Annotated in this window: 32 protein-coding genes and 1 tRNA gene; 12 read left to right on the top strand and 21 right to left on the bottom strand. The window is 63.3% G+C overall.

Going from position 1 to position 26,688, the window contains the following annotated elements:
* Positions 1 to 10: 10 nt before the first annotated feature.
* The 6 genes from ptsP to ABD928_RS10675 form a co-directional block, all read right to left on the bottom strand.
* Positions 11 to 2,278 (bottom strand): phosphoenolpyruvate--protein phosphotransferase, encoded by a 2,268-nt coding sequence (gene ptsP / locus ABD928_RS10650; protein ID WP_345168617.1) that lies wholly within the window; start codon positions 2,276 to 2,278, stop codon positions 11 to 13.
* Positions 2,279 to 2,331: 53 nt separating this feature from the next.
* Positions 2,332 to 2,595, bottom strand: coding sequence for a hypothetical protein (locus tag ABD928_RS10655; RefSeq protein ID WP_187715213.1), 264 nt, complete (start codon positions 2,593 to 2,595; stop codon positions 2,332 to 2,334).
* On the bottom strand, positions 2,592 to 3,110 hold the full coding sequence (locus ABD928_RS10660; protein ID WP_345168622.1) for a hypothetical protein: 519 nt from the start codon (positions 3,108 to 3,110) through the stop codon (positions 2,592 to 2,594). The genes ABD928_RS10655 and ABD928_RS10660 overlap by 4 nt, the downstream gene beginning before the upstream one ends.
* Before the next feature lie 106 nt (positions 3,111 to 3,216).
* A complete protein-coding gene (locus ABD928_RS10665; protein ID WP_345168625.1) occupies positions 3,217 to 4,665 on the bottom strand; it encodes an NAD-dependent succinate-semialdehyde dehydrogenase in 1,449 nt (482 codons plus the stop codon).
* 17 nt (positions 4,666 to 4,682) lie between these two features.
* A complete protein-coding gene (locus tag ABD928_RS10670; protein WP_398286627.1) occupies positions 4,683 to 5,741 on the bottom strand; it encodes an NAD(P)H-dependent flavin oxidoreductase in 1,059 nt (352 codons plus the stop codon).
* On the bottom strand, positions 5,738 to 6,976 hold the full coding sequence (locus tag ABD928_RS10675; RefSeq protein ID WP_345170196.1) for an aspartate kinase: 1,239 nt from the start codon (positions 6,974 to 6,976) through the stop codon (positions 5,738 to 5,740). Before ABD928_RS10675 ends, ABD928_RS10670 begins: the two co-directional genes overlap by 4 nt.
* Positions 6,977 to 7,050: 74 nt before the next feature.
* Here ABD928_RS10675 and ubiG point away from each other — a divergent pair, with 74 nt between their 5' ends.
* Positions 7,051 to 7,770: a bifunctional 2-polyprenyl-6-hydroxyphenol methylase/3-demethylubiquinol 3-O-methyltransferase UbiG gene (gene ubiG / locus ABD928_RS10680; protein WP_345168630.1), complete on the top strand. Its 720-nt coding sequence runs from the start codon at positions 7,051 to 7,053 to the stop codon at positions 7,768 to 7,770.
* On the opposite strand, the gene ABD928_RS10685 is transcribed toward ubiG, so the two are convergent.
* The 6 genes from ABD928_RS10685 to ABD928_RS10710 all read right to left on the bottom strand — a co-directional run bounded on the left by ABD928_RS10685 (position 7,739) and on the right by ABD928_RS10710 (position 13,455).
* Positions 7,739 to 8,926: a M20/M25/M40 family metallo-hydrolase gene (locus tag ABD928_RS10685; RefSeq protein WP_187715211.1), complete on the bottom strand. Its 1,188-nt coding sequence runs from the start codon at positions 8,924 to 8,926 to the stop codon at positions 7,739 to 7,741. The genes ubiG and ABD928_RS10685 overlap by 32 nt on opposite strands.
* A 275-nt stretch (positions 8,927 to 9,201) precedes the next feature.
* Positions 9,202 to 9,873 (bottom strand): glutathione S-transferase family protein, encoded by a 672-nt coding sequence (locus ABD928_RS10690; RefSeq protein ID WP_187715209.1) that lies wholly within the window; start codon positions 9,871 to 9,873, stop codon positions 9,202 to 9,204.
* A 48-nt stretch (positions 9,874 to 9,921) separates the two neighbouring features.
* A complete protein-coding gene (locus ABD928_RS10695) occupies positions 9,922 to 10,350 on the bottom strand; it encodes a hypothetical protein (RefSeq protein ID WP_187715208.1) in 429 nt (142 codons plus the stop codon).
* 76 nt (positions 10,351 to 10,426) lie between these two features.
* Complete coding sequence (locus tag ABD928_RS10700; RefSeq protein ID WP_187715207.1) at positions 10,427 to 11,239, bottom strand: undecaprenyl-diphosphate phosphatase; 813 nt, start codon at positions 11,237 to 11,239, stop codon at positions 10,427 to 10,429.
* 3 nt (positions 11,240 to 11,242) lie between these two features.
* Positions 11,243 to 12,190: a complex I NDUFA9 subunit family protein gene (locus ABD928_RS10705; protein WP_187715206.1), complete on the bottom strand. Its 948-nt coding sequence runs from the start codon at positions 12,188 to 12,190 to the stop codon at positions 11,243 to 11,245.
* Positions 12,191 to 12,261: 71 nt separating this feature from the next.
* The gene (locus ABD928_RS10710; RefSeq protein ID WP_187715205.1) at positions 12,262 to 13,455 is read right to left on the bottom strand and encodes an aspartyl protease family protein; all 1,194 of its coding nucleotides are present in this window, start codon (positions 13,453 to 13,455) and stop codon (positions 12,262 to 12,264) included.
* 233 nt (positions 13,456 to 13,688) lie between these two features.
* Here ABD928_RS10710 and ABD928_RS10715 point away from each other — a divergent pair, with 233 nt between their 5' ends.
* The 4 genes from ABD928_RS10715 (at position 13,689) to ABD928_RS10730 (ending at position 15,597) form a co-directional block, all read left to right on the top strand.
* A complete protein-coding gene (locus ABD928_RS10715; protein WP_187715204.1) occupies positions 13,689 to 14,024 on the top strand; it encodes a DUF2975 domain-containing protein in 336 nt (111 codons plus the stop codon).
* Positions 14,024 to 14,239, top strand: a complete 216-nt coding sequence (locus ABD928_RS10720) for a helix-turn-helix domain-containing protein (protein ID WP_187715203.1) — start codon at positions 14,024 to 14,026, stop codon at positions 14,237 to 14,239. The genes ABD928_RS10715 and ABD928_RS10720 overlap by 1 nt, the downstream gene beginning before the upstream one ends.
* Positions 14,240 to 14,297: 58 nt before the next feature.
* A tRNA-Leu gene (locus ABD928_RS10725) sits at positions 14,298 to 14,384 on the top strand.
* Positions 14,385 to 14,457: 73 nt separating this feature from the next.
* Positions 14,458 to 15,597 carry a 6-phosphofructokinase gene (locus tag ABD928_RS10730; protein ID WP_223276479.1) on the top strand — a complete coding sequence of 380 codons (1,140 nt, stop codon included), beginning with the start codon at positions 14,458 to 14,460 and terminating at the stop codon, positions 15,595 to 15,597.
* Here ABD928_RS10730 and ABD928_RS10735 read toward each other — a convergent pair.
* Positions 15,594 to 16,130, bottom strand: a complete 537-nt coding sequence (locus ABD928_RS10735) for a CAP domain-containing protein (protein ID WP_345168642.1) — start codon at positions 16,128 to 16,130, stop codon at positions 15,594 to 15,596. The two genes, ABD928_RS10730 and ABD928_RS10735, sit on opposite strands and share 4 nt — an antisense overlap.
* Positions 16,131 to 16,203: 73 nt before the next feature.
* On the opposite strand from ABD928_RS10735, the gene ABD928_RS10740 reads away from it, so the two are divergent.
* The 5 genes from ABD928_RS10740 (at position 16,204) to ABD928_RS10760 (ending at position 20,075) form a co-directional block, all read left to right on the top strand.
* A complete protein-coding gene (locus ABD928_RS10740; RefSeq protein ID WP_187715202.1) occupies positions 16,204 to 17,115 on the top strand; it encodes a cation diffusion facilitator family transporter in 912 nt (303 codons plus the stop codon).
* 32 nt (positions 17,116 to 17,147) lie between these two features.
* Positions 17,148 to 17,450: an antibiotic biosynthesis monooxygenase family protein gene (locus ABD928_RS10745; RefSeq protein WP_187715201.1), complete on the top strand. Its 303-nt coding sequence runs from the start codon at positions 17,148 to 17,150 to the stop codon at positions 17,448 to 17,450.
* Complete coding sequence (locus ABD928_RS10750) at positions 17,450 to 17,974, top strand: gamma carbonic anhydrase family protein (RefSeq protein ID WP_187715200.1); 525 nt, start codon at positions 17,450 to 17,452, stop codon at positions 17,972 to 17,974. The genes ABD928_RS10745 and ABD928_RS10750 overlap by 1 nt, the downstream gene beginning before the upstream one ends.
* Before the next feature lie 37 nt (positions 17,975 to 18,011).
* Positions 18,012 to 18,704, top strand: a complete 693-nt coding sequence (locus tag ABD928_RS10755) for a pirin family protein (RefSeq protein WP_187715199.1) — start codon at positions 18,012 to 18,014, stop codon at positions 18,702 to 18,704.
* A gap of 159 nt (positions 18,705 to 18,863) precedes the next feature.
* On the top strand, positions 18,864 to 20,075 hold the full coding sequence (locus ABD928_RS10760) for a hypothetical protein (protein ID WP_345168649.1): 1,212 nt from the start codon (positions 18,864 to 18,866) through the stop codon (positions 20,073 to 20,075).
* 12 nt (positions 20,076 to 20,087) lie between these two features.
* On the opposite strand, the gene ABD928_RS10765 is transcribed toward ABD928_RS10760, so the two are convergent.
* The 8 genes from ABD928_RS10765 to ABD928_RS10800 all read right to left on the bottom strand — a co-directional run bounded on the left by ABD928_RS10765 (position 20,088) and on the right by ABD928_RS10800 (position 25,086).
* Positions 20,088 to 20,498 carry a DoxX family protein gene (locus ABD928_RS10765; protein ID WP_187715197.1) on the bottom strand — a complete coding sequence of 137 codons (411 nt, stop codon included), beginning with the start codon at positions 20,496 to 20,498 and terminating at the stop codon, positions 20,088 to 20,090.
* Between the two features lie 26 nt (positions 20,499 to 20,524).
* Entirely contained in the window at positions 20,525 to 21,142 is a 618-nt protein-coding gene (locus ABD928_RS10770; protein ID WP_187715196.1) for a DNA-3-methyladenine glycosylase family protein, read from the bottom strand.
* A complete protein-coding gene (rlmB, locus tag ABD928_RS10775) occupies positions 21,142 to 21,885 on the bottom strand; it encodes a 23S rRNA (guanosine(2251)-2'-O)-methyltransferase RlmB (RefSeq protein ID WP_187715195.1) in 744 nt (247 codons plus the stop codon). The genes ABD928_RS10770 and rlmB overlap by 1 nt, the downstream gene beginning before the upstream one ends.
* Before the next feature lie 37 nt (positions 21,886 to 21,922).
* Complete coding sequence (locus ABD928_RS10780; RefSeq protein WP_187715194.1) at positions 21,923 to 22,360, bottom strand: hypothetical protein; 438 nt, start codon at positions 22,358 to 22,360, stop codon at positions 21,923 to 21,925.
* Between the two features lie 45 nt (positions 22,361 to 22,405).
* Positions 22,406 to 22,753 (bottom strand): hypothetical protein, encoded by a 348-nt coding sequence (locus ABD928_RS10785; protein WP_187715193.1) that lies wholly within the window; start codon positions 22,751 to 22,753, stop codon positions 22,406 to 22,408.
* Positions 22,754 to 22,824: 71 nt separating this feature from the next.
* On the bottom strand, positions 22,825 to 23,394 hold the full coding sequence (locus ABD928_RS10790; RefSeq protein WP_345168653.1) for a response regulator transcription factor: 570 nt from the start codon (positions 23,392 to 23,394) through the stop codon (positions 22,825 to 22,827).
* 182 nt (positions 23,395 to 23,576) lie between these two features.
* Positions 23,577 to 24,356, bottom strand: a complete 780-nt coding sequence (locus ABD928_RS10795; RefSeq protein WP_187715192.1) for an outer membrane beta-barrel protein — start codon at positions 24,354 to 24,356, stop codon at positions 23,577 to 23,579.
* Between the two features lie 82 nt (positions 24,357 to 24,438).
* Positions 24,439 to 25,086, bottom strand: a complete 648-nt coding sequence (locus ABD928_RS10800; RefSeq protein WP_187715191.1) for a response regulator — start codon at positions 25,084 to 25,086, stop codon at positions 24,439 to 24,441.
* Between the two features lie 237 nt (positions 25,087 to 25,323).
* Here ABD928_RS10800 and ABD928_RS10805 point away from each other — a divergent pair, with 237 nt between their 5' ends.
* Both ABD928_RS10805 and ABD928_RS10810 read left to right on the top strand, forming a co-directional pair.
* Positions 25,324 to 25,794 carry a YidH family protein gene (locus ABD928_RS10805; RefSeq protein ID WP_187715190.1) on the top strand — a complete coding sequence of 157 codons (471 nt, stop codon included), beginning with the start codon at positions 25,324 to 25,326 and terminating at the stop codon, positions 25,792 to 25,794.
* Between the two features lie 18 nt (positions 25,795 to 25,812).
* A complete protein-coding gene (locus ABD928_RS10810; RefSeq protein ID WP_187715189.1) occupies positions 25,813 to 26,682 on the top strand; it encodes a hypothetical protein in 870 nt (289 codons plus the stop codon).
* Positions 26,683 to 26,688: the final 6 nt, after the last annotated feature.

Here is a 26,688-nt window from a genome sequence, read left to right on the forward strand (position 1 = left end):
TTTCCTTGCGTCAGTCGGTTGCCACCTTGTGCCGTCGCGCCCACTCGCCGAGCGTCTTGCGCATGTTCGCCGGAGGGCGATCAAGCAACTGCTCCATCCGGATACGGATCTTCCCCGAATCGAGCGACCGCACCATCGCCTTGAGCGGACCGACGGCGGCCGGCGTGATCGAAAATTGCTCGATCCCGATGCCGATTAGGGCCATCGCTTCAAGCGGACGCCCACCCATCTCCCCGCAGACACGGACGGGGACGCCAGCCTCGCGCGCCTGGGTGCTGACTCGTCGAAGGAAGCGTAGGATCGCCGGACTGAGCCAGTCGTAGCGCTCCGCCAACCTCGGGTCTCCCCGGTCTGCCGCGAACAGGAATTGCGTGAGATCGTTGGTGCCGATCGACAGGAAATCGATCTTTGGCAGAAGCTGGTCGAGAACCTCGGCAAGCGCGGGGACTTCGAGCATGGCGCCGAAATCGATACGGCTGGGGAGCTTGCGATGGCCCTTTCGCGCCCACGCGACCTGCTCCTCGAACAGGGCGCGAGCTTCGTCGAACTCCCAGGGCTCGGAGATCATCGGGAACATGACACGAAGCGTCTTGCCGCCGCAGGCTTCGATCAGCGCTCGGGCCTGCGCCTTCATCAAGGTCGAGCGATCGAGCGACAGGCGGAGTGCGCGCCAACCCATCGATGGATTCTCAGCCTCATCGCGGATGTCGGTAAGATAGGGCAGGGCCTTGTCCCCGCCGATATCGACCGTGCGGAAGATCACCGGCTTGTCGCCAGCCGCAGCGAGCACCTTGGTATATAGTCGCTGCTGCCGCTCCCGGCCGGGAAGCGTCGCCGAGACGAGGAACTGGAATTCGGTCCGGAACAGACCGATGCCGTCCGCACCCGAAGGGTCGAGGTTGGCCGCGTCTTCGGCAAGCCCCGCGTTGACCATTACGCTCACCGGAACACCGTCGAGGGTGACCGCAGGCAAATTGCGGACCGCCTCGAATTCGGCGCGCTTCTTCTGACGTGTCGCGAGGCGGTGCTCGAAGCCGGACAGGAGCGCCCTGCTGGGACGAATGATTACACTGCCGTTGTCGCCGTCGACGAGAATCTGCTCGCTTTCCTCGACGCTGTGGCGAATGTCGGGAATCCGGCCGACCACTGGGACGCCCATTGCCCGCGCCACGATGGTCATGTGGGCGGTCAGTGACCCTTCTTCGAGCACGACCGCCTTCAGCCTACGGCGATCGTATTCGAGCAGTTCGGCAGGGCCGAGATTGCGCGCGATGAGGACGGTGTCGCGAGCCAGGCCAGTCTGCGCCGCCGTCCCGAACCGTCCCGAGACGATGCGCAACAGCCTGTTGGACAGGTCCTCGAGATCGTGCATCCGATCCTTGAGCAGAGGATCGTCGATGTCCTGCATGCGGGCGCGAGTCCGTTGCTGAACTCGCTCGATGGCCGCCTCCGCGGTCAAGCCGCTATCGATCGCCTCGTTGATCCGCCTCGACCAGCCTTCGTCGTAGGCGAACATCTTATAGGTCTCGAGAATCTCCTGATGCTCGCCGGCGGTCCCGAACTCCGCATCCTTGGTCATCGCGTCGATCTGCTCGCGCATCTTGCGGAATGCGGAATAGACGCGGTCGCGCTCCGCCTCGACATCGTCAGCGACGGTATGCTCGACGATTACTCGGGGCTGGTGGAAGACTGCCTCACCCTTGGCCATTCCGGAAACGAGCTTCAGTCCCGACAAGCGCAGCGGGCCGCTGCTGCGAATTCGTCCGCGTCGTGCGCCGTCAACCAGCCTTGCGGCCGCAATCATTTCGGAGAGCACCATCGCAACGGTCTGGAGCGCCTCGATTTCGACCTCTTCGTATCGGCGCGGCTCGACGTGCTGGACGGCGAGGACGCCGATCGGGCTTTCCAGCCTTACGATCGGGACTCCAGCGAAGCTGTGGAAGCTCTCCTCGCCCGTTTCGGGACGATAGGCGAAGGCAGGGTGATCGGCCGCCTCGGCGAGGTTGAGAATGCGCCCCTCCGCGGCGATGGTGCCTACCAGGCCTTCCCCCATCCCCAGCCGAGTGACGTGCACCGCTTCCTTGCGCAGGCCGTGAGTCGCGTAAAGCTCGAGCTTGTTGTCGCGCAGCAGGTAGATGGAACAGACCTCGCTCTCCATCGCGTCCGCGATCAGGTCGACGACCTTGTCGAGCTTGGATTGCGCGCTGCCCCGGCCGGCCATGATCTCATGGAGGCCCGTCAGGATTTCGCGGGCGGAGGCGGCGGCGCTCAGCGGCATAGCCAAGCGCTATCAGATGCGCCTCGCTTATGTCACGCGGCAGTCGCTCGTGTTCAGTAGGTTCCCACCTGATCGAGTGGGTTCAGCACCGGCTGCGGATAGGCTTCCATCTCAATTTCCTGCCAGAGCAGGTCGATCATCTTGGTCAGCTCACGGACGTGCGGGACGTCGTGGCGCTGAACGTAGCGATACTTTTCGGAGAGCATCGACACTTCCGCCAGGATCAGCCTTACCGTCTCGCCATGGCGATCGAGGGACGAAATCGCCTCATAGGCGTCGAGCTCCTTTGCACGGAGCAGGCTGTCGGAAGCGATCATAAAGCCTCCCGGATGATATCCGGCGCGTAGCCTGACGCGCCAAAAAGGAATGCAGCCGCTGCAAGCGTGAGAATCGCGGCGACTGCAAAGACCCATGCAAGCCAGGGCCGACGCGGAGTCTCCTCGATATCCTCGTAAACCCAGTCCGTAGGGTCCGCAGGCTCCGGATCAGGTACAGCCTCTTCCCTACTCCGGCCGGCAATCCCTCCGGCTAGGGTATGCTTTTCGACGTTGAGCGCGGACCGTTCCAGCTCCAGCAAGTTCCTGAAGATGCCGTCGTCATTGGCGACCGGCACGTGGGCAAGGAAATCCTGAAGGCTGCGGTCGAGCGCGACGAGGTCGTCCACTGCCTCCAGCGCCACGCGGCGGTCACGACGTTCCATCGCCAACTGAAGTCGGATGATCTTCAAGGTACTCGCGCGGACGAGCATCAGCCCTTCGGCTAGTTCTTCACTGCCAATCGCAATGTTCGCGTCTGCGCGCGCGGCACTCGCCGGTTGCATGTCCCACCCCACCGAGTCGTTGAGTGGAGGATACGCCCGGCGAGCAAATTCAGCAGGTTAGCGTGCCACGATTATCGCCTGACCGAGCGCCTCGCGCGCCCACACGAAGATTTTCGGTCTACTCGGTGGTCGATTCGCCGTCGTGCTTCAGCTCGCTAACGTGGACGCTCTTGATGTTCGTGAACTCGCGAATGCCGAAGGACGCGCATTCGCGGCCGTAGCCGGAGTGCTTCACGCCGCCGAACGGCATACGAGAGTCTGAGCGGACGTTTTCGTTGACGAAGCTCATGCCTGCTTCGAGTTCATGGGCCGCAATGCGGCGGCCGCGGTCGAGGTCGCCGGTCAGGACGCCGGAGCCAAGACCGAACTCGCTGTCGTTGGCGATGCGGATGGCGTCCGCTTCGTCATCGGCGGCGATGATTGCGGCGACCGGGCCGAAAACTTCTTCGTCATGCGCGGGCTGGCCCTCCCGGACATCGGCGAGGACGGTTGCGGGATACCAGGCGCCGGCACGATCCGGAATGTTCCCGCCCAATAAAAGGCGAGCACCATTGGCGATGCTCCGTTCAACCTGATTGTGGATTTCGTCACGGGCCTTCACGCTGACCATTGGCCCGAGCTTTGTGGTCTCGTCACGTGGATCTCCCATGTCGTAAGCGCGCATTGCTTCGACAATGGCGGGTTCGAACTTTTTAAGGACCGAGCGCACGACGATGAAGCGCTTGCCGGCGATGCAGCTTTGACCGCCATTGACCATGCGAGCCGTCGCGCAGACCTTCGCCGCGGTTTCGATGTCAGCGTCTTCCAGCACGACGTAAGCGTCCGACCCGCCGAGCTCGAGGACGCACTTCTTGAGCACGCCTCCTGCGGCGGTCGCCACACTCTTGCCGGCCCCAACGCTGCCGGTGAGGGTTACGGCGGCGACATGTTCGTCCTCGATGAGTGGTTTGATCTCGCTGCTCGGCAGAAGGACCGTTCGGAAGAGGGCGCGTGGAACGCCGGCTTCATGGAGCACCTCTTCGATCGCGAGAGCGCAACCAGGGACGTTGCTGGCGTGTTTCAAAAGTGCGCCATTGCCCGCCATCAGCGCGGGTGCAGCGAAGCGGAAGACCTGCCAGAACGGGAAGTTCCACGGCATGACCGCAAGCACGACGCCGATGGGATTGAAGGTTACGAACGCCTCGCCGCCGCCGATGTCGACGCGCTCATTCGCCAGATAGCTCTCGGCGTGATCGGCGAACCAGTCGCAATGTCCGGCGCATTTCTCGACTTCCGCGCGGCCGTCGGAAAGGGTCTTACCCATCTCTTCGGTCATGAGTGCGGCGAACTCGTCCCTGCGGCGGCGAAGGATTTCGCCAGCCTTGCGGATCACCGCCGCGCGTTCGGCGAAGCTTGTCTTGCGCCAAGTCAGATAAGCCCGGTGCGAAGCGGCAGCGGCTGCCTTCGCATCGGCGAGCTTGTGCTCATGATAAGTCTTTCCGGGCTCGCCGGTCGCGGGATTGACGGTCTGCAACGCTTTGCGCGCCTCCGTTGTAGCGTCGCGTTCGACAATCGTCTGATCCGTCATTTCCAATCCTCTTGGCGCTAGCCCCGGCTTTCCAACGCAGCAGCGGCTTCATCGACCAATTCACGTATGATGTCCGCGACTGGCTCTTCGCGAGTGACCATGCCGACCGACTGGCCGGCCATGACCGATCCGCTTTCGACGTCCCCGTCAATGACGGCGCGACGGAGCGCTCCCGCCCAATAGTGCTCGATTTGGAGCTGGGCCTCGGCCATCTCGATCGAGCCCTCGTCGAGCTTCTGTGCGACTTCGCGCTGCTTGGCTGCGAAATTCTCCATCTCGCGATTCTTGAGCGCCCGGACAGGGATGACAGGCAGGCGCGGGTCGATCTGCACCGAGGGGATGGCGTCGCGGGCGGAGGCGCGGATGAACGCCTTCTTGAAGTTGGCGTGTGCAATGCTCTCGTTCGCGCACACGAAGCGGGTGCCGAGCTGGACGCCGACCGCGCCCATTTCGAGATACGCCGCGACCGCCTCGCCGCGGCCGATGCCCCCGGCGATTAAGACCGGAATGTCGCGGCTGATGTGCGGCAGGATTTCCTGCGCCAGCACGGTGGTGGATACCGGGCCGATGTGACCGCCGGCTTCCATGCCCTCTATCACGATGGCATCGACGTTCGACCGCATCAGTTTCTTGGCGAGGCTCAGCGCCGGCGCGAAGGCCATCAGCTTTGCGCCATGGCCCTTGATCTTCTCGATCGCCTTGCCCGGCGGAAGGCCGCCCGCGAGGACGATATGACCGACATCATGCCGCACGCAAACGTCGATCAGCTCGCTCAGCTGAGGGTGCATGGTGATGAGGTTGACGCCGAACGGGCGCTTGGTCCGCGCTTTCGTCTCGGTAATCTCGGTGTCCAGAAGCTCGGGCGTCATCGCACCGCAGGCGATCACGCCGAAGCCGCCGGCATTGGATATGGCGGAAACGAGGCTGCGCTCGCTGACCCAACTCATCGCGCCGCCCATGATCGCGACGTCGCAGCCGAGGAACTCGGTGCCCCGATGCATCAGCTCCTTGAGGCGCGCATGGCCAACGGACTGGTGGACGGCGCGCGGCTCGGCGATCAGGCCTTCGCCGCTCATGCTGCCGCTCCCGCGTTCGCTTCCGCGTCGTCAAGGCCGAACGCCGTGTGAAGGACGCGCACGGCAAGCTCCGTATATTCTTCCGGGACGAGAACGGAGACCTTGATCTCCGATGTGGAAATGGCGCGAATGTTGATGCCCCGCTCGGCCAAAGTCTGGAACATGCGGGCCGCGATACCGGCGTTGGAACGCATGCCGACGCCGATCGCACTGACCTTCACGACATCGGTGTCGGTGCTGACGGTTTCAAACCCGACGTCGGCCTTCACCTTCTCGAGCTCGGAGACCGCGTGCGCGAGGGAAGCGTTGGGAACGGTAAAGGTCAGCTCGCTCTTCTCGCCTTCGCGAGGCGCCGCCTGGATGATCATGTCGACGTTGATGTTGGCTTCGGCAAGGGGACCGAAGATGCCGGCGACCGTTCCGGGCTTGTCTGGCAGGCCGGTGAGGGTGACGAGCGCTTCGTTCTTGTCGTGAGCGATGCCGGTGACGAGCACGCGTTCCATTTTGAATTCCTCGATTTTGTCATCGCCGACGATCAAAGTGCCGGGCTTGTCTTCAAAGGACGAAAGGACCTGGAGCGGCATATTGTACCGCATCGCAAGTCCGACCGAGCGCGTCTGAAGCACCTTGGCTCCGACCGAGGCGAGCTCGAGCATTTCTTCGTAGGTGATCGCCTCGAGCTTGCGAGCGCGGGGGACGATCCGGGGGTCGGTGGTGAAGACCCCCTCAACGTCCGTGTAGATGTCGCAACGATCGGCTTTCGCCGCGACCGCAAGCGCAACTGCCGACGTATCTGAACCGCCCCGGCCCAATGTCGCGACGTCGCCGGCGTCGGTGACACCTTGGAAGCCAGGAATCACGGCAATACCGCCCTGCTCGAAGACGCGCTCCAGCACATCCGCATCGATATGATCGATCAGCCCGGCACTATGGCCGCTCGCGCGGATCGGGAGCTGCCAGCCCATGTAGGATTTGGCGTTGAGACCCATGCCCTGCAGAGTCATCGCAAGGAGACCAGAGGTGACCTGCTCGCCGCTAGCGACCACGACGTCATACTCGCGCGGATCGTAGAGCGGCGCAGCTTCCTTGCAGAGCTGGACGAGGCGATCCGTCTCGCCCGCCATGGCGGACACGACGACCGCGACTTCATTGCCCTCCTGCGCCTCACGGCGCACGCGCTCGGCGACGTGGCGAATGCGCTCGATACCGGCCATCGACGTGCCGCCGAATTTCATCACGATGCGCTTTTGGCTTGAGGAGGGCACTCTCGCTCCTTGGGTGTACGGGCGCGTCCTGTTAGGAGGCGACTATGGCGGAAACAAGCATCGTTCAGGAAGAGATCGAGCAGTTCGGGAAGCTCGCGGGAGACTGGTGGGACCCGAAGGGCGCCTCGGCGATGCTGCACAAGCTCAATCCCGTGCGGCTCGCCTACATCCGTGACTGGATCGATCAGCACTGGTCGCTCGACGAGCACAGCCGGCGTCCGCTGGACGGGAAGAGCGCGCTGGACGTCGGGTGTGGGGCCGGACTGCTGGCGGAACCGCTGGCCAGGCTGGGCGCGAAGGTCACGGCGATCGATCCGGCGCCAGAGCTGATCGGTGCCGCGCGCGAGCATGCGGCCGGGCAGGGGCTGCAGATCGACTACCGCGTAGCCGCGGTGGAGGATCTCCAAGGCGCGTTCGACCTGATCACGTCGATGGAAGTGATCGAGCACACGGCCGATCCGCAGCAGTTCCTGATCGACCTTGCCAAGCGGCTGGCGCCAAATGGCCTGCTGATGATGTCAACGCCCAATGCGACCGGCTGGTCGAAGCTGATCACCATCACTCTGGCGGAGGGATTTGGTGCAGTCCCGAAGGGCACGCATGACTTCGACAAGTTCATCGCCCCGGAGCGGATGAAACAGTTGATGGCGAATGCGGGCCTGAAATGCCTCGACGTCGAAGGCCTGGCTTTCAGCCCGATGCGCGGGCTTCACCTGAGCGAGGACCTGCGCCTCAATTATTTGGTGGCGGCGACCCACTCATAAGGCGTTCGTAGAAGGCAATCGCTCGCATGTAGTCGGCGATAGCAATGCGCTCATCGTTGCCGTGGAAGCGCGTGAGGTCGCCTTTGCGCATGGTAATCGGGACGAAGCGGAGGACGGCTTTAGCGACGTCCTGGTAATGGCGGCCGTCTGTGGCGCCGACGACCAGGCCAGGGGAAACGCCGGCTTCCGGGAAACTGGAGCGGACTAACGCCCTGAATTGCCGGTACTCCGCGCTGTCCGGAGAGACAGGCTTGCCTGGCTGCTGCTGGAAAGATGCCGGACGAACCTGAACCTGCGGGTCGTCGACGACCTTGCGGTCGTGTTCGAGCACACTCTCCACGGTATCGCCCGGCAGGATGCGATGATTGACGACGGCGTGTGCGACCTGCGGGATGACATTGTCCTTGGTGCCAGCGTTGAGGATGGTCGGCGCGGTCGTGGTCCGGATCGCCGCCGCGGTGCTCGGCACCGATAGAAGTTGACGCTTGACCAGCGGTCCGGTGAGCCAGCGGTTGGCGAGGGCGGCGCGCATCGTAAAGCTGCCATACGGAGCAATGCCGTCCAGCATCGCGCCGGAGGCACCGTCGATCCTCGCAGGCATTTGATTGATCGAGAGCCGTTCCACCGCGCGCGCAATGCGCACGGCGCTGTTGTCGTCAGCCGGCATCGAGCTGTGCCCGCCGGCCCCGGTCGCAGTCACTTCGACCGAGACGTACCCTTTTTCGCCGATGCCGATCATGGCGATGGGCACGTTGACTCCGCCAATCACGCCGTCGAGCACCGCATAGCCTTCGTCTAGGCCAAGCCCGATGTTGGCGCCGCGCTGCTTGAGCAGGGCCGCCATCGCCTTCGCGCCCTCTCCGCCGCGTTCCTCGTCGTGGCCGAAGGCGAGATAGATCGTCTGCCTTGGCCGATAGCCGCGGGCGAGCAAGCGCTCCGTCGCTTCCAGGATCGCCATCAGCGAGCCCTTGTCGTCGATCGCGCCCCGACCGATCACGAAGCCGTTGGCGATCGTTCCGCTAAACGGTGGAGCACTCCATTTGCCCTCGCTTCCTGCCTCGACCGGGACCACGTCCTGGTGAGCCATCAGCAGGAGTGCGGGAGCGGAAGGATCGATCCCGGGCCATGTGAAGAGCAGGCTTCCACCGGGAAGCACCTCTTTTTGCAGCTCCGCGTGGATGCGGGGGAAGCTTTGCGCGAGAAACGCATTGAAGGCGGCGAAGACCTCGGGCGAGGCGGGACCAGTCTCGGTGGAGACGGTCTGGACCTGCAGCGCCTGCGAAAGGCGATCGACGGCTGCCGCATCGACCGGCAAGGCGGGTGGAGCCTTTCCCAGCGGCTCGGCCTTCAGCCGGAATGTGTTGAACAGGACGACGGCGGTCAGCGCCAGAAGCAGGACCCCGAACGCGAGCCCGATCTTCGTCGCGGTCTTCAGAAGTCGACCTTGTCGTAGTGCTGTGGCGGCACGATCACCTCCATGCGCTCGCCGAGGAGCGGCCGGAAGCTCGGCCGCGACTTCATGACGGCGTACCAGTCCTTCGTCTGCTTGTGACCGCGCCAATCCAGCGCACCGAGATAATCGATCACGCTGAGATGCGCCGCGGCGGCGAAATCGGCGAGGCTGAGGCCAGGCCCCGCCATCCATCGGCGGTGATCGAGCAGGTAATCGACGTAATCGAGATGGTTGTTCGCGACCCGCATTGCCTCGCGGAGGATGCGCGTGTCCGGACTTTCCTTGCTGACCAGCCGCTTGCGCATCCGCTCGTTCATCAGCGGCTCGACGACCTCGCGGTAAAGCTTCTCGTCGAACCATTCAGTGAGGCGGCGGATCTCGGCCCGGAGCGGGGCATTGCCGTGGATCATCGGCATGCGGTCGACGGTCTCGTCGAAATATTCGACGATCGGCTGCGATCCGATCAAGGTGATGCCTTGGTCGGCGTCGACCATCACGGGCGTTTCACCGGCTGGGTTGAGGTCGATGAACTCGTCCCGGCGCTCCCAAGGGTTCTCACGCACCAGCTCGGCAGCGATGCCTTTTTCGGCAAGGACGAGTCTCACCTTGCGTGAGAAAGGACAAAGCGGAAATTGGAAGAGCTGCCACATCGAGCGGGCAGCTTTAGCGAGCGAAAACCGTGCGTCTAGGCGAGAACGTCAGCGCCTCGGATAATCGGGACGAGGGACGTTTGCGCTCGCGCGTTCGATCTCCCGCTGGGCATCGGAAAAGCCCTTCACGATTGCCGGCAAAGCGGCTGCCATCGCGCGCATGCCGGCCTCAATCTTCGGTCGTGTGTCTTCGATCTTCTGATGGAGCTGCTGCTCCGACATGCCGGTTTCGCTCTGCACCGTTCGCCGCTTGTCGGCGGCTGTTGGCGTGCGGCCCTGCACAGCGGCCTCGACCTCCCCGACAGGCATGTTCAGGAAAGCTCTCGACACCGCGACCATCGTGTCCGTCAGCCGGTCGGCCCACTTCGGGTCTGCCAGTTCGCGCTGGATCTTCGAGACGTCATGGTCCGCTGGCGGAGCCGCCAGAGCAGGCGTCGCCAAAAGTGCCAACGGCAAGACGACAAGAACAGCACGCATGCACCGGATCCTCACGTGGATAATCTGCTGATCTCTAACGCGGGAACACCTTAGCGGCCGATGAACGGCAGATGAATCAGCGGGACGCCAGCCAGATGAGTGCGGCGGTACCTGCGATGATGCGGTACCACGCAAAGGGCCAGAACCCGTGCTTCGAAATGTAGTGCACGAAGGCCCGGACCACGACGATTGCAACGATGAAGCTCACGACGAAGCCGACCGCGACGGCGCCGAAACCGACGCCGCTGGCGCCGGACAGCAACGTGTCGTGATGCTTCACGAGTTCGAGCGTCGTCGCCCCCATCATCGTTGGAATGGCGAGGAAGAAGCTGAACTCTGCCGCGGTCCGCCGCTCGACGCCAAGCGTAAGGCCGCCCAGGATGGTTGCGCCGGAACGGCTGACACCAGGAATCATCGCTAGGCACTGAATGAAACCGATACCGAGGACGGTCTTCAGCGGCATTTCGGCGACGCCGACGATATCGCCCGGCTTCACCAGCTTTTCGATCAACAGAATGGCGATGCCGCCAGCGATGAGTGCCCATGCCACGACTTCGGCATTGCCGAGCAGAAGCTCGATCTTGCTGATCAGGATGACGCCGATGATTGCCGAGGGAAGGAAGCCGATCAGGACGTTCCGGACGAAGCGCCATGACATCGGGTTGTTGCGGAGAATGCCCTCCAGCACCGCCCAGAACGTTCGCCAGTAAAGGACGACGATGGCCAGGATCGCTCCGAGCTGGATGATGACGTTGAAGGCGGCCCACTTCTCGGCGTCGAAGCCGAGCAACTCGGTCGCAAGGATCAAATGCCCGGTCGACGAAACCGGCAGGAATTCCGTCACCCCCTCGACGATGCCGAGGATGATCGCAATTAGGAGGACCGGCACGCCTTAGTGCTGCGCCGTAATGTTGACCCGGCGCCGCGCGAAACGGTTGCCTCCGTACATTCCCAGCCATTCCGGCGCGACGGCTCCGAATGGCACCGGCCGAATGCCGAAAGCCTCGAGCCCAGGTCCACTCGCGACATTGTCGTGCTGGAGCATCAGCCACTGGTCGCGCGTCAACGGCGCGCCGGGAAGGAAACCGAGACGGGAAATCAATGAGGAAATCGGGTTGGGAATGTCGATCAGCTCCGTCTCGCGTCCGGCAGCCTTGAGGATTTCGACCGTGAAGTCGCGCATCGACTGGACCTGCGCCCCTCCGATTTCGTAGGTTTTTCCGCCGTGAACCGCCGGATCGACCGACGCGCGGGCGATCGCCTTGGCCAAATCCTCGACGAACACCGGTTGGAAACGGCAGTTCGGGGCAATGACAGGCAAGGCGGGCAGGCGGGCCATTCCGGCAAGGCGATTGGTCAGCTGATCCTCGGCCCCGAACACGATGGAGGGACGAATGATCGTGGCATCGGGAAAAGCTTCTCGAACCGCCTTCTCGCCCTCGCCCTTGGTGCGGGCGTAGGTCGCTTCGCCGTCCGGGTCGGAGCCGATTGCCGAGATGTGGACCAGCGATCGGAGCCCGGCAGCCTTGGCCTCGTGCGCGATGTTCTTCGCCCCCTCAGCGTGGACCGCGGCCATCTTCGCAAAGGAGCCGGTGAGATTGATCACGCCCCAGGCCCCTTCGAGGGCACGGCGAACGGATGCGCGATCCGTCACGTCGGCGCGGACGAAGCCGAACTGCCCGACTTGTCCGAGCGGCTGGATGTAGTTGGCCTGCCGCGGCTCGCGAGTCACGACCCGCAGGCGCACATTATGTTCGCTATATTCGAAGAGCTGTTCGCAGACGTAGCGGCCGATAAAGCCACCGCCGCCGAATACGGTCACAAGCTTGGGTTCGATCATCGCGTCGCCACTAGCGGTTCGCGCGCCGCGTTGACAAGGCGGCCGCCACCCAGCCGACCGCCTTTTTCGCGTCAGTAATAATTGGCGAGGGTCACCGTCACGGTCTGCCCGTCAGCCTTGGTCACGGCGACCTTCGTGCCGACCGGCTCCTTTGCCCAGTTGGCCACTCTCGACGCGTAGAAGCCGGGCCCAACACGTTCGCCGTCGACCTCAACAAGTTTGTCGCCCTTCCTGAGTCCCGCCTTGTCCGCCGGGCTGCCTGGCGAGACGTGGAGGACGTTGAAATGATCGTCCTCTAACAGGACGAACATGCCCACCCGGTCCTTGGGAAAATCGAGCGGCGTGTCGCTCCGCTTCAGCCACATGCGGTCGTGGCCAAGGTCCAGAGTCAGGTGGAAGGGCTTGAACAATAGGATCCCGGCGTTGGCACGTCCGGCATACGGACCATTGCCGACCGACCGGAAATCCGCGGGCACGTTGGGAAGGGTGAACCCGGCAAAGCTCACCGTCGGGATGGTCGCGCGCCGGTCCTCGTGCAGGCCGCCGACTCCGCCGCCCAGCCCAAGCGCGTAAGGCAATTTCGCGAGGCTCGGATTGGCCTCGAAATATTCCTTCGAAACACTAAGGGCGCCGCCATTGCCTAGGTCCAGCGCGGCCTCGATCGGGCGAAGGCCAGCGATGGAGATCGGCAGATAATGGAGCGTGCCTTCCTTGCTGAGCTTCACCTCGGTGGCTCCGCTCGGCGCGGCGAACCCGGTTGAAGGAGACAGCGTCAGCACTTGCCGATCGAAGTCGAGACCGATCACGCTGTTGACGAACACTTCGTGGCCGAGGACCGCCGGGATCGGCCGGCCGATAGCCTTTTCAATCCGCTGCAGGTCGAGCACCAGGACGGTGACCCCAGTCAGCTTCAGATTGCCGGCCTGGATCGTGACGTCGCGGACGAGTTCGCCTTGCTCGCTCCCGCCCGTGCCAAGCGCCGTAACCTTCGACCCCGACTTGAGACCGATCTTTTTGGCGAAGTCGTCGTCGAGCGTGGTCACGCCCGCGCCGCTGTCGAGCATCATTGGCGTGTCGACGCCGTTGACGCGCCCGGTGAGCACGATCCGGCTTCCGCGAAACAGATCGAAGGGAATGTCGGGCGAAACGTTCGGAACGGTCGAGACCGCAGGCGCCGCGATCTGCGCCGCGGCGAGATGCGGAGCCAGTGCCGCTCCAGTTCCCATGCCAATGAGCCCAAGGACGATTCGGGTCTGGCGCTTCATGCTGTTTCCCTTTATCTTCGTATTGAATTGCAGGAATCAATTATCGTAAAACAATAATGGAGTCAAGCGTGCGAAGTTCGGGCATCGGCAGGACAGCAAACTCGCTTCGTTGGGCGGTGTGGATTTTCTGGCTGTGTGTTGTCGCCGCATATCTGGCCGCCCGGTTTGGATTGGGCCTAAGCGGAGCCGTCGAAGTTCGCGCCCATTCCTCCGCCGGGGATGTAGGCGCTCCGATGGTCGTCGCGGACATTTCCATCTTGCTCCTCAGTGTCGCGCTGTACCAGTTGAACCGGATGCTCGGCGCTATTGCGGAAGGCGATCTCTTCTCGGCGCGCGTCGTCGGTTCGTTCAGGTCGTTCGCCTTCTGGCTGCTGATGGTGTCCCTCGTCTGGGTCATTGCACCGATCCTCGCGGTCCTCCTGGTCGGTCCCGACGATTCGCATCGCCTCGAGTTCAAGCTGCAGCTTCGCGACATCCTGACCATCGGTATCGCTCTGATCCTGTTTCTCGTCGCTCGGTTGCTGGAGCGCGCGCGCATCATCGACGAAGAAATGCGGGAAATCGTCTGATGCCGATCGTCGTTCGGCTCGACGTGATGCTGGCGCTTCGCAAGATGCGATCGAAGGACCTCGCCGCGAAGATCGATATCACGGAGGCTAACCTGTCTTTGCTCAAGTCGGGAAAGGTGAAGGGCATCCGCTTCGCTACGCTCGAAGCGATCTGCGAGGAGCTCGACTGCAAGCCCGGCGATATTCTGGATTACGAGCCGGCCAACGGGAATTGACAAGGGAACGGCCCGTCTCCAAATGGCGCCGCCTACCAGCTGAAATCAATGCTCCTGTGCCCAGGTGGCGGAATTGGTAGACGCACCAGCTTCAGGTGCTGGCGCTCGCAAGGGCGTGGAGGTTCGAGTCCTCTCCTGGGCACCATCGTCACGCGCGGTCATGCCGGGGCTTAACGAGCTGGCGATCCGGATGGCGAGTTGACACACCGGCACCCTAGATGCTGTGCCCGCTCGATGACGAGCGCGGGGGCGAAGTGAAGATCGGAATCCTGACTGGCGGCGGCGATGTCCCGGGACTCAACCCCTGCATTCGCTCGATCACGCTCAATGCCGACGATCTTGGTTGGGAAGTCATCGGCTTCAAACGCGGCTGGCAAGGTGTGCTCGCGATCGACCCGGATGATCCGGCAAGCGTCGCGGCCAATTGCGGTCCGCTAACCCGCGACGGCGTTCGCGGCATCGACCGTATGGGCGGCACCATACTACACACCTCGCGCCTCGATCCGCGCACGATTGCTGACGGCGACAAGACCGCGCAGGTCCTGCAGACGCTACAGCGCCTCGGCGTGGATGCGATGGTCACGCTCGGCGGCGATGGAACGTTGCGCTTTTCGGCGCACCTCTCCCGCCAAGGGTTTCCGGTCGTCTCGATCCCGAAAACGATGGATAACGACGTCTTCGGCACCGATTACTGCATCGGCTTCTCGACAGCGGTCAGCCGCTCGGTCGAAGCGATCAATGCGCTGCGAACGACGGTCGGCAGCCATGAACGCATCGGCATCGTCGAGCTGTTCGGCCGCCGTAGTGGTGAGACCGCGCTTCTCGCCGGCTTCCTTGCGCAGGTCGATCGCACCGTGATTGCGGAGGTTCCCGCCAACCTCGACGTCCTGCTCCCGCTCCTGGCCAGGGACAAGGAAGAGAGCGGCTCCGGCTACGCCATGTGCGTCATCTCTGAAGGGGCGCGGATTGCCGGCGACGGGAATGGCGACGATTCGATGCGATCGCTCCCCGGCAGCGAGCGCGAGGAAATCAGTGTCAGCCGCCGCCTCGGCCGCGCGATCAAGCAGAGGCTGGGGATGGGCACTGTCATCCAGGAACTCGCCTATCTTATGCGGGCCGGCGAGCCCGATGCGATGGACCGCATGGTCGGTCTCGCGTTCGGAGCTCTAGCGGTGCAGCTGGTAGCCCGTAACGAGCATGCCCGAATGGTCGCACTCAAGGACGGCAATTACTGCCACGTGCCGATCGGCACCCTTGAAGAAGGCCAGAAGGTGGTCGACGTTTCGGGCCTGTACGATCCTGCCACCTACCGCGCGAAACTGATGCGCGTGGAGGGTATGCCGATGTTCCTCTATTAAGGAACGATGTTGCCGTCGCGGTTGCCGGGCGGAGAGTAGCGACAAATCAGATAGTCCCAGGTGCCGTCGCGATATATTGCGCAGCCGACGTGGGTCGTCGTCTTCCAGATCATTTGGGTATAGTGCGCGACGTCCGCCCAATTCCCAGACCGGCTGACGTTCGGGAAGGCGCCCGGGAAGAACATCCGCTTCTCGTCGCTCCACGCGGCGACCATCTCGTCGGGGCGGAAGCGGCCCTGCTGGCCCATCCACAAATTCTCGCGCTGGTTCTCGCGCCCTGCTCGGGGTGAGTGCACCAAGTGACCAATCCGCGAGAGCGCCGGACCATAAGACGCCGCTGCAACGGCAAGTCCAGGATCCCATTGGAGGGGCGGTGCCCCGACCTCGGCGCGCGCCTCATTGTGCGCCACGAGGATGCGCGCGTTGACCGCGTCCAAACCTGCGGACGTCGCGACATAGGCGGCTGCATCCGCATGCGTCGGCACGAGCGCAACGGCCGCTGCCATGAGCACGATGAAGGGACTGGTCTTCATGCTGCCGACCCTGCCCCGCAATTCCTAACCATTCCTAAACGGAAACTTCCTGTTTCGCGGCGGTTGAGCGACCGTGGCCGCTCCCGAATCCCGCCCCGCGATCATTGCCGCGCTCGTCGGGAACCTGCTGATCGCGATCACCAAGGGCATTGCCGCCGCGATCACGGGCAGTTCTGCGATGCTCAGCGAAGCAGTCCACTCGCTGGTCGACACCGGCAACGAAGTCCTGCTTCTCTACGGCCAGTATCGCTCCACCCGTAAGGCGGACGAAATCCATCCGTTCGGGTACGGGCGCGAGCTCTATTTCTGGTGCTTCGTCGTCGCGCTGATGATCTTTGCGTTGGGCGCCGGAATCTCGATCTATGAGGGCGTCGTCCACATCCGGCACCCGGAAGCGATCACGAAGCCGATGATCAACTTCGTCGTCCTCGGCCTGGCGTTCGTGTTTGAAGGCGTGTCCTGGTTCGTCGCCTTCCGCGGCTTCCAGCGAACGCGTGGCGAAGGGTCGTTCTGGCATGTCGTGAGGAACAGCAAGGACCCCACGATCTTCATGGTCCTGTTCGAAGATTCCGCTGCGCTCATCGGGATCGTCATTGCCGCCGTAGGAACCGCGCTCGCCGTGGTGCTGGAGGCGCCGTGGATCGACGGCACGGCCTCGATCCTCATCGGTTTCGTGCTCGCGGCCGTCGCCATCGTCCTCGCGAGGGAGAGCAAGAATCTTCTCATCGGTGAGCGGGCCGACCCGGAACTTCAAAAGGCCATTCGCGAGGCCGCGGACCGCGAGCCTTGCGTCCGGAGCGTGAGGCGCATCCTCACTACGCACATGGCGCCGGACCAGGTCATCGCAACAATGGACGTGGAGTTCGACGACGACCTGACAATCCCGGCCGTCGAAAAGCTCATAGGCCGCATCGAAGGCGGGCTTCGCGACCGCCACCCAGAGCTGTCGCGGGTGTTCATTCGTCCCGAGCCCCGCTGCGGGTGACTTGAACCGCCGCCCGCGTGTAAATGCGGCTGATGACCCATGCACGCGTCTGGAGATTCAGGCCGCCATCCGGCCGGGAACAGGAGTTCGAACAAGCCTATTCCGGGACCGGCCACTGGGCAAAGCTGTTCGAGAAGGCACCCGGCTATCGCGGCACGGTGTTGCTCCGGCCGTCACGCTTGGACGATTGGTGGCTGACGATCGACCGATGGGAAAGCGAAGAGCATTTCAAAGCCTTCGAGCGCGATTTCGGCGTCCAGTATCGTGGCCTCGACCAAGAGCTGGAAGGCGTTGCTGGTGACGAAGACTTCGTCGGCGCGTTCGAGGAAGATTGATGCCGCTCTACGAAATCGATGGCCTGGCTCCGCAACTGGGCGAGGGCGCCTGGGCCGCCCCTTCGGCCGACCTGATCGGCGACGTCCGACTCTCGGCCCGCGCCAGCGTCTGGTTCGGGGCCGTGATCCGCGCCGACAACACGCCGATCGTCTTGGGCGAGGAAACGAACTTCCAGGATGGCGCGATCGGGCATTCCGATCCCGGCGCTCCGCTGACGATCGGCGCCCGCGTAACGGTCGGTCATCAGGCGATTCTGCATGGCTGCACCGTCTCCGACGACTGTTTGATCGGGATGGGGGCAAGGGTGCTCAACGGCGCATTCCTCGGCCCGGGGTGCCTGGTCGGAGCGAACGCGCTGATCACCGAAGGGAAGCGTTTCGTAGACGGCGGATTGATCGTCGGTGCGCCAGCGCGTCTCATCCGCCCGCTCACTGACCAGGAGAAGGTGGGGCTGCGGCTATCCGCCGCCCATTACGCCGAAAAGGCAGGTCGTTACGCGGCCGGGCTGAAGGCACACCGATGACACTTGAAGCACTTCGTGGAGGGGCCACTTTCACTCCATGATCGACATCCGCAAATTTGATTCGCTGGGCCATGCCAACCACGGCTGGCTCGATGCCCGCCACCATTTCTCGTTCGCGAACTACTACGATCCGAGCCGCATGGGCTGGGGCAAGATTCGCGTGTGGAACGACGACAAGATTGCCGCAAAGTCGGGTTTCCCGCCGCATCCGCATCGCGACATGGAGATCATCACCTATGTCCGCACCGGCGCGATCACCCATCAGGATTCCATGGGCAACAAAGGCCGGACGGGAGCCGGCGACGTGCAGGTGATGAGCGCCGGAACGGGCGTCACCCACGCCGAGTATAATCTCGAGGACGAGGACACGACGCTCTTCCAGATCTGGATCGAGACGGACAAGCCGAACGCGCAACCGAGCTGGGGTGCCATGCCGTTTCCGAAGGAAAGCCGCGAGGGCCAGTTCCAGCTGCTTGCCAGCGGGCATGACGACGACGGCGTTCTGCACATCAATTCGGATGCGCGGATCCTGGGCGCGACGCTCAAGGCCGGCGAAACGCTCGAGTATGACGCCGATCCGGAGCGGCACCTCTACCTCGTTCCAAGCGCCAAGGTGGCGGTGAACGGCACGCCTGCCGAGAAGCGGGATGGAGTCGCAATCACCGGTGTCGACAAGGTCACCGTGCAGGCCGAGGAAGACGCCGAGCTGGTACTCGTCGACGCGCGCTAAGTTTCGAGGAAATCCGCCACTTTCATCGCCAGTCGCTTGCGGTTCATCCACCATGTGCTTGAATCGCGCGCGATTGGACGTCAAAGCGCCGGAGTCGCCGCGAGCGAATGCGGGCGGCTCCAGCCAGATATGCGGGTGAGAATGAGGGTAGGATTGCGCTTGAGTTCGGCGGCCATCGCGCTTGCGGTGGGCCTTGGAGCGCCGGCGCACGCCCAGAATCAGGCGGACTCCACCTCGATTCCGGTCCTGGCGCCGCCATCGCCTCGCAACGACGACGCCGTCGGACCGGCGCAGCTGCGCGACTTTTCGCTCAACGGAACGGTTACCCGTCAGGCCGATGCCCCGGCGACTGCGCCTCCGCGACCAGCGGAGCGGCAGACCGCGACCGCTGCCGCGCCTGCGACGCAGGGCCAGGCCACGCCCGCTACGAGCGCGCCGCGTCCGGCGCCCTCCGCAGTTGCAACCAGATCCAACGAAGGCTCGGCGCCTGCTACGCCCTCCGCGCCTTCAACAAGCGCCTTCAGTTTCCCGCCGCCGACACCGGCGAATAATCAGCCGGCATCATTCGGCCCGAGCGCGATCCCTTCGACCGCCTCCTTGCCGGCGGCGGAGCCGTTCGCGACGTCGGAAGCCAACCTGCTGTCCAAGTGGCCATGGTTCCTGGCGTTCCTGACTGCGGCCGGCGCCGCGCTATGGTATTTCCGCAGGCATCGGACCGATCGCTACGCGTTCGCAGGCGCGGAGAGCTCAGCGTTCGAACTGAGCCCTCAGCCCGCGCCGCCACGCGCAGCGCCTCGGCCCGAACCCGGTCCCCGCCCGCCCGTGCCAGCCGCATCGCCCAAACCCGCGACGCCGGCAGCGGGAATCGTCTCGACGCGTCTTCGTCCGTGGCTCGACATCGATTTCTCGCCGGAAGCGGCAATCGTCGATGAGGAGAAGGGCTCCATCCAGTTCGAGGTCACGATCTACAATTCCGGCAGCGCGCCAGCTCGCGACGTCCTTGTCGAAGCGGCCATGTTCAATGCCGGGCCGGATCAGGACGAGGTCATTGGCCAGTTCTTCGAGCGCCCGTCGGCCAGCGGCGAGGGGGTCGCCATTCCTCCCCTCCAGAGCATGAGCTTCCGCAGTCTCGTCACCTTGCCGCGCGACCAGCTCCGAATCTTCGAGGTCGAGGGCCGCTCACTGTTCGTCCCTCTGGTCGGCTTCAATGCCAGTTACCGCTGGAGCGGCGGACAGGGACAGACGTCGACGAGCTTCCTCGTTGGCCGCAATACCAACGGCGAGAAGATGGGCCCCTTCCGCGTCGACCAGGGGGCGAAGACATTCCGCGGGCTTGCGGCGCGTGCGCATACGCTACGCGTCCGCAAGTAGACCGCCTCAGCCTTAGCTGACCTCAATCGCCCGCTTGTCGCCCTCGATGCTGAGAGCGCCCGGTCCGCGGAACACCAGGTAGAGGAAGACGAAGCAATACAGGATCGCCGCGTCGCCCATGTTGTTGACCGGGAAGAAATCCTGCGGCGCATGCGCGAGGAAGTACGCGACCGCCATTGTGCCTGACGCGACAAACGCGGCGGGGCGGGTGAGCCAGCCGACGGTGATCAAGAATCCGCAAATAAGCTCGATGACCCCGGCATAGGCCGGCGGGCCGGCAAAGGTCCAACCGAACCCGGCCATCTTGCCAGGCGGAAAGGACAGGAACTTCTGCAACCCGTGCTCGAGGAAGAGCAGCCCGCTCATGATCCGCAGAAGCCCGAGGGCAATCGGTTCGTAACGGGAAAGCTTGGCTGCGTTCATCTTGTCCTCCGCTTGGTCGCGCGTTCCTACAAGACCGCAGAATTGTAGCTGTGCCAAGCCAGAACGGCGGCAGCCCCGCGATGCGGGCGCCAGCCCTCGGCGAGCTCCCGCAGCTGCTTCTCGCTGGGCTTTTCTGGAAGGCCGAGCAACCGGCCAAGCTCCACGACAACCGCGAGATCGCCTGCGGGGAAGACGTCCCGGCGTCCCTCGGCGAACAGCAAGTAGATTTCCGCAGACCAGCGGCCGATCCCCTTGATACGGGTCAGGAGGGCAATCGCTTCCTCATCGTCGGCCGGGAGATTGTCGAGGTCGAGGTCTCCCGATAGCACCAGTTCGGCGAGGCTGCGGATGTATCCCGCTTTCTGCCGCGACATTCCTGCGGCACGCATTTCCTCATCGCTCGCGGCGAGAAGCTTCATCAAATCGGGCGGAGAGCCGAACGCGGCCTCCAGCTTGTTCCACATCGACCGGGCGGCGGCGACGCTGACCTGTTGGCCGACGATAGTGCGAAGCAAGGTCACGGCACCAGGCGGGCTACTGCGGGGCTCCGGATGACCATGACGGTCGATGACCGTGGCGAAAGCGGGCTCGCGTCTCGACAGTTCGTCGATGCTTTCCCGAAGCGTGTCGGCGGTCCGGACCATCAGGCAACACTCGCTGCGTAAAGGGCGACCGCGGCCGCGTTGGAAACGTTCAGGCTCTCGATTGAATCAGTGATCGGGAGGCGCGCCACAGCATCGCAATGCTCGCGAGTATTGTGGCGCAAACCTGGCCCTTCGGCACCCAGGACCAGCGCCACACGTGGCGGACCGAGCGCGTCCTTCAGGTCTGCATCAGCTTCACCGGCAAGCGCAATCCGCCAGAACCCCGCTTCGCCGATCTGCTCCAGCGCGCGCGAAAGGTTGACCACGCGGACCCACGGAACGCGCTCCAGAGCGCCCGATGCGGCCTTGGCCAGTGCTCCGCTCTCCGGTGGTGAATGCCGATCTTGGGTGACGATCCCAATCGCCCCAAAGGCCGCAGCCGAACGAAGGATTGCGCCGACATTGTGAGGGTCCGTGACTTGGTCGAGAACCAGCAGAACCGCTCGCTCCGGAGCGTCCGCCAGCACATCGTCGAGCCAGGCATCCTCCAGCGGCTCAAGCTCGATGACGACGCCCTGGTGGGGAGCGTCGTGCGGAACCAGGCGACCGAGGTCGGGAGCCTCGGCAAGAGTGACCGGCACATCTTTGGGGAATTGCATGAAGCCGGCGGCTTCACGCGTCGCCCAGGCTTTCAGGATTTTCCGGTCGGGATTGTCGAGCGCGGCCGCGACCGCGTGCTTACCCCAGAAGCGGGGTCGGTTGGCCGATCCGTGGCTTTGGTGCGACTTCTTGCGGCGCGACATGGCCGCGCAATGGGGCCGGCCGCGTGGCAGTGCAACCCTAGGCTGTTGCTTGCGCCCCCGGCCGGATCGCACGACGCCGCCGGCTGCTCCGCCAGGTCCCGAGGACGATGACCATGAAGATGGGATACGCCCAGAAGCGCGCGGCCGCCCCGTAGGCTTGGGGCATAAGGTCGAGTTGCACCGCCTTCATCGCGTGCGCGCCTACGGTCGTGAGTTGCAGTCCCGCGAGCCACAGAGGCCAGAACCTCTCGGACCTTAGTGCGATCAGTGCGAATCCGGCGAAGGTCACGGCATCGACCAGGAAAATCCCCATCTCGACCTGCTCGTAAGCACCCTTGCGGACGTATACGAGGTGAGTGGCGATGGTCGCGGCGATGCACAGGACCGCCGCGATCCGCTCGTCCGCGCGCCCGCGCCAGAACGCAAAGACGCTGACAAGAATCAGGATCGCCCAGTAGGTGGATGGACTCAACATCAGGAAACAGCCGGCCCAGCCTGCAACCGGGCCGGCACGTCCATGTCAAGCAACGATGCGGAGATCGGCAAAGCCGGTCTTCTGGTCTGGGCACTGGTCGCCGTCGCCGAAGGATACGGTGCGAAGTCCGGGGACCTTCCCCTTCGCTTCGGCGAGCGCCGAGTGGCAGCCGACAACGGAGCCACGTGCTCCGACGAGGCCGTTCACCGCGGCTGCCAGTTCCTCGAGAACCGGGTGCACCGCGCCGAAGCCGACGCGAGCAACGGAATTTGCACGCATGATCCTCGCTTGCAGCTCGGCGATTTCGGCGAGTGCGGCATCGATCGTGTCTTCAACCGCACGGACCTGGGTTGCGACTTCATGAGCGGCGTTTTCAATCTGTTGCTTACGCATGATTACTCCTTCTCCGACGCGGCATCACCCCCGCGGAGCTGTTTGAATCGGAACGAAGCGCAGGCTGGCGGTTAGCCCCTCAAGAGCCTGGCGAGGCTTTCAAGACCGGCGAGATACATGCCGGCCGAAAAGGCCGCACCAGTCGCAATCAGGAAGATCCAGAGCAGCCGAAGCCCGACGCTCATCTCATTCCGGGGATGACTCCTCGTTGCGAACGGCAAAGGCAGGGAAGACCAGGAAGACTCAGGCCTCTGCTCGGTTTTGAGACCCACATCCCCGGCCGTCCCTGCACGATCAGCGTGCCGAATCTGATTGCTGACCGCCCCGTTGGATTGGCGGGCGTCCGGACGTGCCTCAATGTGCGGCGATTGATGTATCAAACGCTGATATGGCGCATGATGCCCAGCGACCATGCGGGCCGCTTGCGTGCGCCGCTCCACCCCAAGCGTTTGCAGCGCAATGCGGATGCGCTGGTCCACGGTGTGCGGAGAGATATTCAGCTCCGCCGCAATCTCTTTCGATGACAGGTGCTGATCGACAAGCAACAGGCAATCGAGCTGGCCCTGCGTCAGCTTCGCAAGCCGCGCCGCGATGGCCCCATTTCCGTCGTCAGGATCATGCGATCCCGCGGGAACGTTCACTAAAATTCCTTCCGAGCTGACCGCTCCATAACCTCGGGGAGCATTTGAGTCCGCCTCAATTAATGCGATTTGTTCGATTTGGACAATTCCGTAGGGTCAATTTCTGGCTAACTAATGTTGCCAACGAAGCTCGATCACCGGACGCCGCGCGGCGGTGAGAGGAACTGCGGCAGTTCAATCAGTCAGAAAGCAGCTGTCACGTAGAGTGCAGGGCCCCGGAAGCGATATCGAACCGCGCCGTCGAACTTGTCCTTGGTGAGGTCAAGGCGATACTTCAGGAAGCGATAGCCGACGCCGACCCCGAAATTTCGCGTGGCTTTCCATTCCACGTTCGCTTCCGCGTCGGTCAGCCCACCTTTGAAATCGTCGATCTTCAGCTGGAAGTAATTTGCTCGCGCGCCAATCTTGAAGTCGCGGCCCACCTTGACGCTGCCGAACAGTCCGGCGTTCGGAAGAGGTGCGAAGGTGCTTCGCCGTTCATCGCGCTGCACGAGAATCCCGCTGCCGCCGACGCTGCCCTGACCTTCGACCGATACCAGGAAGTTCGTCAGGTGCGCGCCAAGTGAAATGCCAACTTCGGCCTTGTCATTCCTGACCGCGGACCAGCCGAACTGAACCTTGTACAGGTTCGAGCGAACCCGGCCGGAAACGGCTGCGTTCAATGGGAATGTCGTGTCGCCGATCTGGATCGAACGGTCGAGGGTCTTGCTGTTTTCGCGGTCAAGTCGCTGGTATTCCGCACTGACTTTCCATCGGCGAGCGAAACGATATTCGCCCTCGAAAAACAGGATATCGGGGCCGCGCTCGAACCCAAGGTCTCTCTCGAAGACCACGTCCTGCGAATTGAGGGTTGCATTGGGATCTACCCGCACCAGGGTGTGGACCCTCGCGATGAGTACGCCAGCGCGTAGGTTGAAGGAGGGATCGGTTTCAGCCGCGGCTGCAGGCGACGCGATCGCCACGGCGAAAAACGCCAGCGACGAGCAACAGATCCGTCTTAGTGAATGCGGGCATCGGGTTCTCGACATAGCTTTCCGCCCTTCGTCATGCCTGCACGAGACGGTTCCGGATTGCGTAGCGAACAAGGTCGGCTGTCGTCCGCAGCTTCAGCTTGTGCATGGCGCTCGCGCGGTGGGTTTCAACCGTCTTGATGCTGATGTTCAGGAGACCCGCTATCTCCTTGTTGATCCGGCCCTCCGCGATCAGCTGCACGACCTCGCGTTCGCGATGGGTCAGGCTCCTCGTCGCGGAGTCCGGCTTGATTGCCAGGAACTTGTGAAGCAGCGTCTCGGAGACCGAACCCGAAAAATAGGGCCTGCGAACCGAAAGAGCGTCGAGTGCAGCCACCAAGTGCTTTTCAGTGTCGGACTTCAGGACGAACCCGCGAACACCGGCCCTCAGGACCTCGGCAATCACGTCTTCCCGGTCGTGCATTGTGTAAAGGAGGATTTCGATCCGCGGCACGTTCTTCTTGAGCTCATGCGCGAGATCCAGCCCATTGAGCGCCGGCAGTGAGTAATCGATGATCGCGATGTCGGGCTTCGTCTCGATCGCAAGCTCAAGGCCCTCGCGGCCATTGCCCGATTCGCCGACGATCTCAAAATGCGGACGCGAATCGAGGACAGCCCGAACTCCGCGTCTCACAGCGTCGTGATCGTCGATGATGATGATTCGGCGTACGGGACTCGTCATAGTGATGCGATCCTCGACCCTCCCCAAGCACGATGCGACATGCTGCACTGCGACCGGCTTAGCGCCTCAAACCGTCAGGCTTGTATCAGGATAATCCCGTGCCTTCGCGAATTCCGGTCCTGAAATTCGATCGAGTCTGCGCGATGCAGTCGTGCCACCGAAAAGTCAGGGCTATCCCCGATAGTGGCCCGGAGTCAGCCCACGTATCCCCGCTCAATGAACACGGGGGGAAACCACTTGGCACATACGCCCAAGCCGTTGGAAAGCCTGATTGGCGGTGACAACGGGACCGAACTCGCAGCACAGCGGACTGCCATGTCGTTCGACCGAACCGCGCTCGCGAGCGACAGAACGCTTATGGCTGGGGTACGCACTTCGTTCGCGTTGATCGGCTTCGGCTTCACGATCTTCCAGTTCCTTCACACGCTGAACGACCGTTTCGTGAACGGGTCGATCCCGGCCGGTGCACCACAGCGGTTCGGGCTCACGCTCATTTCGCTTGGCGTCATCCTGCTTGTCCTGGCCATTCTCAGCCACCGTTCGCAGACGCGTGTCCGCCGGCTACGCAGGGAGCAGCTCGTAGAGCGAGGCCTGATCAGGAGCGTGGAGGACAACAGCGTCAATGGCGCGATGGTCATCGCCATCCTGCTGCTCGTGACCGGCCTGCTGGCGCTCCTCAGGGTCGCCGCCAGCATCGGTCCCTTCTGAGCTAAGAGGAACCAGGACATGGGTGCTCCCCCGCTACTCCTATGGGGACTGAAACTCGCGATCATGACTTTGGTCGCTTGTGGCGCGATGCAGGCGAATTGGCGATCGGTGATCGAAGCCATTTTGAAGCCTGTATGGCTGCCTCGCGCCGTGCTCGCAGTGAACCTCGCGGTTCCTTTAGCCGGGCTGATCATGTGCTTGATCCTGCCCATCGATCCGATGGTCAAAATCGCCATCATGGTGATGGCTGCGTCTCCATTGGCGCCGCCGATTTCCCTGAAGTTGGTCCGTGCGGCCGATAACGCCTCCAGCGTGGAAGCGCACTTTGCGCTAATCACGCTCCTGGCCATTCTGTTCGTGCCGGTCACGGTCGCCTTGACGAGCAAGCTGATCGGGCTTGAGGTTTCCGCACCGATTCAGGGCGTGGCGCAGATCTCGGTCCTGCTGTTGATCCTGCCAATGGCGATCGGTGTAACCATCGGGACTTTGCTTCCGGCGCTCGCCGAGCGGGTCGCAAAGCCGCTGGCGGTCGGCGCCTACATCGTGCTGTTCGCATTGGCCCTGCCGATCCTGTTCATGCAGGCGGGAAGCATGGTGCAGCTGGCGGGTGACGGCACGATATTCGCGATGGTCGCAATCACTCTGGTCGCGGCAGCGGCGGGTCACTTGCTTGGCGGCCCGAAGCCGGAGGGCAGGTTCCTGTTGGCTTCAGCAGCCATCGTCCGTCATCCGGGTATTGCTCTCTGGGTGATCAATTCCAACGGTCTGGACCGAAGGTCGGTGACGGCTGTCTTCCTGTTTCTGGTCATCAATCTAATCGTCGCCGCCGTCTATCAGCGGTGGGCCAAGGGTCGCGAAGCCGCCGCCGGGACGGCGCTCGCTGGATGACCACTC

The organism is Sphingomonas daechungensis (assembly GCF_039543105.1).
Taxonomy (GTDB): Bacteria; Pseudomonadota; Alphaproteobacteria; order Sphingomonadales; family Sphingomonadaceae; genus Sphingomicrobium; species Sphingomicrobium daechungense.

What these genes read in the sequence shown, in the direction of transcription:
- ABD928_RS10765 (WP_187715197.1), bottom strand. Translation starts at nt 20,498, where the DNA reads ATGAACGCAGCCAAGCTTTCCCGTTACGAACCGATTGCCCTCGGGCTT.
- ABD928_RS10670 (WP_398286627.1), bottom strand. Translation starts at nt 5,741, where the DNA reads ATGAGCGGCGAAGGCCTGATCGCCGAGCCGCGCGCCGTCCACCAGTCC.
- ABD928_RS10690 (WP_187715209.1), bottom strand. Translation starts at nt 9,873, where the DNA reads ATGTGGCAGCTCTTCCAATTTCCGCTTTGTCCTTTCTCACGCAAGGTG.
- ABD928_RS10730 (WP_223276479.1), top strand. Translation starts at nt 14,458, where the DNA reads ATGCTGTGCCCGCTCGATGACGAGCGCGGGGGCGAAGTGAAGATCGGA.
- ABD928_RS10675 (WP_345170196.1), bottom strand. Translation starts at nt 6,976, where the DNA reads ATGAAATTCGGCGGCACGTCGATGGCCGGTATCGAGCGCATTCGCCAC.
- ABD928_RS10745 (WP_187715201.1), top strand. Translation starts at nt 17,148, where the DNA reads ATGACCCATGCACGCGTCTGGAGATTCAGGCCGCCATCCGGCCGGGAA.
- ABD928_RS10705 (WP_187715206.1), bottom strand. Translation starts at nt 12,190, where the DNA reads ATGATCGAACCCAAGCTTGTGACCGTATTCGGCGGCGGTGGCTTTATC.
- ABD928_RS10810 (WP_187715189.1), top strand. Translation starts at nt 25,813, where the DNA reads ATGGGTGCTCCCCCGCTACTCCTATGGGGACTGAAACTCGCGATCATG.
- ABD928_RS10755 (WP_187715199.1), top strand. Translation starts at nt 18,012, where the DNA reads ATGATCGACATCCGCAAATTTGATTCGCTGGGCCATGCCAACCACGGC.
- ptsP (WP_345168617.1), bottom strand. Translation starts at nt 2,278, where the DNA reads ATGCCGCTGAGCGCCGCCGCCTCCGCCCGCGAAATCCTGACGGGCCTC.
- ABD928_RS10695 (WP_187715208.1), bottom strand. Translation starts at nt 10,350, where the DNA reads ATGCGTGCTGTTCTTGTCGTCTTGCCGTTGGCACTTTTGGCGACGCCT.
- ABD928_RS10655 (WP_187715213.1), bottom strand. Translation starts at nt 2,595, where the DNA reads ATGATCGCTTCCGACAGCCTGCTCCGTGCAAAGGAGCTCGACGCCTAT.
- rlmB (WP_187715195.1), bottom strand. Translation starts at nt 21,885, where the DNA reads ATGTCGCGCCGCAAGAAGTCGCACCAAAGCCACGGATCGGCCAACCGA.
- ABD928_RS10780 (WP_187715194.1), bottom strand. Translation starts at nt 22,360, where the DNA reads ATGTTGAGTCCATCCACCTACTGGGCGATCCTGATTCTTGTCAGCGTC.
- ubiG (WP_345168630.1), top strand. Translation starts at nt 7,051, where the DNA reads ATGGCGGAAACAAGCATCGTTCAGGAAGAGATCGAGCAGTTCGGGAAG.
- ABD928_RS10710 (WP_187715205.1), bottom strand. Translation starts at nt 13,455, where the DNA reads ATGAAGCGCCAGACCCGAATCGTCCTTGGGCTCATTGGCATGGGAACT.
- ABD928_RS10785 (WP_187715193.1), bottom strand. Translation starts at nt 22,753, where the DNA reads ATGCGTAAGCAACAGATTGAAAACGCCGCTCATGAAGTCGCAACCCAG.
- ABD928_RS10665 (WP_345168625.1), bottom strand. Translation starts at nt 4,665, where the DNA reads ATGACGGATCAGACGATTGTCGAACGCGACGCTACAACGGAGGCGCGC.
- ABD928_RS10770 (WP_187715196.1), bottom strand. Translation starts at nt 21,142, where the DNA reads ATGGTCCGGACCGCCGACACGCTTCGGGAAAGCATCGACGAACTGTCG.
- ABD928_RS10735 (WP_345168642.1), bottom strand. Translation starts at nt 16,130, where the DNA reads ATGAAGACCAGTCCCTTCATCGTGCTCATGGCAGCGGCCGTTGCGCTC.
- ABD928_RS10750 (WP_187715200.1), top strand. Translation starts at nt 17,450, where the DNA reads ATGCCGCTCTACGAAATCGATGGCCTGGCTCCGCAACTGGGCGAGGGC.
- ABD928_RS10800 (WP_187715191.1), bottom strand. Translation starts at nt 25,086, where the DNA reads ATGACGAGTCCCGTACGCCGAATCATCATCATCGACGATCACGACGCT.
- ABD928_RS10720 (WP_187715203.1), top strand. Translation starts at nt 14,024, where the DNA reads ATGCCGATCGTCGTTCGGCTCGACGTGATGCTGGCGCTTCGCAAGATG.
- ABD928_RS10715 (WP_187715204.1), top strand. Translation starts at nt 13,689, where the DNA reads ATGGTCGTCGCGGACATTTCCATCTTGCTCCTCAGTGTCGCGCTGTAC.